Origin of the sequence: Streptococcus sp. 714 (assembly GCF_013277115.1) — a bacterium.
Classification (GTDB): Bacteria; Bacillota; Bacilli; order Lactobacillales; family Streptococcaceae; genus Streptococcus.
Window position 1 is genome coordinate 351 of the sequence record NZ_VMMH01000012.1, and the last position, 4,580, is coordinate 4,930.

The following is a 4,580-nucleotide window of genomic DNA, read 5'->3' on the forward strand; positions in this document are numbered from 1 at the left end:
TGTGTATGTGTATGTGTATTACATGCTATTTTTTAGAAATCAAAAGGAGAAAATGTAATGTATTTTAATCGTAAAAATGCAGAGCAAAAGAACTGGAGAATGATCAAAAAAGGAAAGCACTTCCTATTCGGTTGTTCTCTTGTTTTTGCGGTCGGAGCTAGCTTAGCTACTCAAGTGGTTCATGCAAACACAGCAGAAACTACTGTAGCAAATAACTCGACTACTGGGGATGTTAACCCTACACCGAACGGAGATGGCAAGACCTATGAGGCACCTGCTGCTGTAGCAGAAATCAAGCCAGAAGTTGCTACAACACCGGCTGTAGCAGAAAAACTTGATGGAGAAACTGCAAAAGAAGTTAAAACTTTAGACAAAACTAAACTAGAAAACTACATTGCAGAAATCGAAGCAAAATTAGCTAACGGAACATACGAAAACAAAACAGAAGAGAGTGTTGCGGTATTAAAAGCTGACTTAGAAGCTGCAAAAGCTACATTAGCAAACGCAACAACTCAAGCAGAAATTAAAAAAGCTTACAGCAAATTAGTAACTACAGCGAACACTAAATTAAAAAACAAACCTGTAGAGAAAAAAGAAACTCCAGCAGTAGACACTACTAACGGACAACCAACTGTAGGTAAAAAAGCAGAAAACACTGAGAAAAAATCAGAATCTAACTCAATCGAAAACACAGGATCTAACGACTCACGTAACGGTAAAGCATTAGATAAGAATAATGCTTTTAGAGCGGAAGTTGCCTATTCAGAAGGTACAAATGCAGCCGCAAATGGTCATAGTGATACCTATATCCTTAATGATGTTAATAAAGCCACGTCTACAGATGACGCTGTTAATGCAGTTTCTAGAGTTACAAATTATAAAGTTAAATATAATAAAGACGCTAGTGGGAAGATTACTTCATTAGATTGGCTTGTCTTTTATAATGATCATGCAGAAAATCTATCTAATACGTATAATACAGATGGAGGAGATGTATATCGAAATTTCATCCAAATTCCTGCAGAAGTTAATATGCCAACTAGCATTACACGTGCAAAATATAACTCTCCAATCCAAGGTAAATTAAATCCTAAAACTAAAAAACTTGAACGTACAAAACCTGATGGTTCAGCGTTGAGTAATTCTGTAACGTTTGAAAATCCAGCACCAGCTACAGCTGCTGGATTACCATTAGACAAAAAAGATAGCTTTTCTCTGGCTTCTGGTTGGGAAAGTGGTATCTATGGTCGTTCTATAGAAAAACTTGCCGGTCAGGAGGGCAGATATTTCAAGAGTGCGGCGTCTAATTCTTCTCCGAGAACTAAAGAGTTAGTATACGGTGCTGCCTTGAATGACAAACGTTTGATTGTGGATCGTTCGACTACAGGTGGTTCGGGGTACGATGCCTATGCATGGAGTTTTAGAACTGAAGTCCCTAAAACAACAACTAACGAACAGTTAAAAGATATGAAGGTTGTGTTTGGTATGATGCGTAGCGCCACTGCTGGTGCCGATGCAGGTTTCGCCAACATTGCAACTAACCCTATAAAGATGTGGCAGTCTGATGTTTCCACACCAACAGCGAAAGATCAAACTGTAAAAGTTGGTCAAAAACCAGATGCGACAAAATCAATTGGAAACTTAGACACTCTTCCAAAAGGAACAACAGTTAAGTACAAGGATGCAGTAGATACACGAACTCCAGGTGAAAAACGAGCAACAGCAGTTGTAACTTATCCGGATACATCTACAAAAGAAGTTCCTGTAAAAGTAATTGTTGAAAAAGAAAAAGAAGCAGTAGCACCAGCTAAGCCAGTTATTACGACAAGTCTAACAGGTAAAGCTAACACTAAAACTCCGGTTGAAGTGAAAGCAGAGGCAGGATCGACAGTTGCCTTGTTCGACAAAGACAACAACAAGATTGGTGAAGCTACAGCAGGTAACAATGGTGTAGCAAGCATCACTCCAACTAAAGACATTCCAGCTGGTAATGTGACAGCGAGAGCTACTAAAAATGGTAAAACATCACAAGTAAGTGATGCTGTAGTAGCAACGCCAGCAGCAGTTACTCCACAACCAGCAACACCGAAACCAAGCACGCCAGCACCAGGTGCAGCTACTAACAAACCAGCAGCAGGTGCAGCGACTAGCGCTCCAGAAATTGTCAATGATTTAGCAGGTAAAGCAAGTACACCAGCTGATGTGACAGTTAAAGCACCAGCAGGTTCAACTGTTAAGCTTTACAACACAGATGGTGTTGTGATCGGTGAAGCTGTAGCTAATGCTCAAGGTGTAGCAACTGTTCACCCTACAAACAGTCTTCCAGCAGGAGCGATTACAGCGACTTCAACACCAGCAGGTGGTAAAGAGTCAGCTAAGAGTACACCGATTACGGTTACAGCATCACCGTTGACTGTTAAGGATGGTGGTGTAACTGGTAATAATGATACTAGACTATTGGTAAGTAAATCAGAGATTACAGTATATCCTGGTGATAAAATTGATGTTGATGTTGTAGCTCAAGCTACAGCTTTAGGGAAATTTTCAGTTGAAAAAAATCCACTAGCTATAAAAGGAGTAGAGCCAACAGGAGGATATCTAGATGACCCACGTGGAAGTACGATTAGACAACGTGATGCTAAATATAGTGGAACTGTTGCAATGGACCAGCCAGCAGGAAGTACAAGTGTTATTTTCCATGCGAAGAATCGAGATAAACCAACAACGATATACAGAGAACTTATAGTAAATGTTCTTGAGACTGCTAAGAAATATGAACCAGTTGCAGGTACAAAATTAGATGTTGCAAATTCTAACGGCGTTAGTGAAACTGAAAAGAATAAGATTATCGAAGCAGTGAAATCTGCTAACCCAAGTCTTCCAGCAAATTCACAATACAGTGTGGATGAAAAAGGAAATCTTACTATAACTTATCCTGACGGATCAAAAGATAAGATTGCAGCAGCATATCTAGTAAATCCAGCACCAACAGATGCAGATAAGAACACACCAACAGCTAAACCACAAACTGTAAATAAAGGAACAACACCAAAAGCAGAAGATTCAATTGGAAATGTAAAAGATCTTCCTAAGGGTACAAAAGTAGCCTTCAAAGATCCAGTAGACACAGCGACACCAGGTGAAAAAGATGCTACAGTAGTTGTAACATACCCAGATGGATCTAATGAAGAAGTTCCAGTTAAAGTAACAGTTAAAGACCCAAGTTCAGCACCAACAACTCCAACAACGCCAGCAACACCAGCAGCTCCAGTAGTAGCTCCAACAGTAGAGATTCCTTATTCTAATAAAGATACTAAGGAAGTTTATGTTTATGCTGGAGAAGAAAACTCATTCGATATTAAATTCAAAGATGATAGCGGAAAAATTGCAAGTGCTACTGTAAGACAAGGTGGTAACAAAGCGTTTGCTGATGTTGCAGGTGAAGCAAATACTATCAATACACAATATGGATTTAAAGCAAATGTTATCAATGCTGAGACACCAGCGACAGAAAAAGCCCCAGCAGTTATTACTTATTCAGGTACTCCAGCAGCGACAGATGGTTTAGCAAAAGACAAACTAGAAGCAGCAACTAAAGGAGAAAATCCAGAAGGTATGGCTTTAGGATGGCGTTATGCAACTGCAACGGATAAAGATGGTGCATTTATTGAGAATAAAGCAGTAGGTAGTTCAACTGCAACTGATCCAGGTGCATTCCGTGTTATGCTTAAGGGACAAACTCAAAAATATGATATTGCAACACCAACTGAAAAAGTTACTGTAGCAGATCCAGCTAACGTAACAGATGCTGACTTAGCTAAAATCAAAGAGAAGCTTCAACTTGAGTACTCTCAAAACAACGATGATGCTAACTTGGCAGACAAAAAAGGTCAAGCTGTAGCTGATAAAGATGCTAAGATCCAATCAGTCACAAAAGACGACAAAGGAAATCTTGTTGTAACATATAAAGATGGTTCTCAAGATAAAAAACCATTATCAGAATTTGTAACTAAAAAACCAACAGATGCAGATAAGAACGAATCACCATCAAAACCAGAAATCAAAACAGACTTAACAGGAAAAGCAGGAACTAAGACACCAGTTGAAGTAACAGCAACACCAGGATCTAAAGTAGAGTTATTTGATAAAGATGGTAACAAGATTGGTGAAGGAGTAGCAGGAAAAGATGGAAAAGCTACAATCACACCAACGAAAGAACTTCCAGCAGGAGACGTAACAGCAAAAGAAACAACTCCAGCAGGAAAAGTATCAGAAGCAAGCACACCAGCAAAAGCAACGCCAACAAAAGATACAACAACACCATCAAAACCAGAAATCAAAACAGACCTAACAGGAAAAGCAGGAACTAAGACACCAGTTGAAGTAACAGCAACACCAGGATCTAAAGTAGAGTTATTTGATAAAGATGGTAACAAGATTGGTGAAGGAGTAGCAGGAAAAGATGGAAAAGCTACAATCACACCAACGAAAGAACTTCCAGCAGGAGACGTAACAGCGAAAGCAACAGATTCAGCAGGAAATGTATCACAACCAAGTGCACCAGAAAAAGCAACAGAAGA

General features: G+C 39.4%; 1 protein-coding gene. It reads left to right on the forward strand.

Features of this window, described 5'->3' with window-relative positions:
• Positions 1 to 57 precede the first annotated feature (57 nt).
• Positions 58 to 4,580, forward strand: a 4,523-nt coding sequence (locus HT718_RS09720; protein ID WP_275690393.1) for a Rib/alpha-like domain-containing protein, incomplete at its 3' end; no start/stop codon positions are given.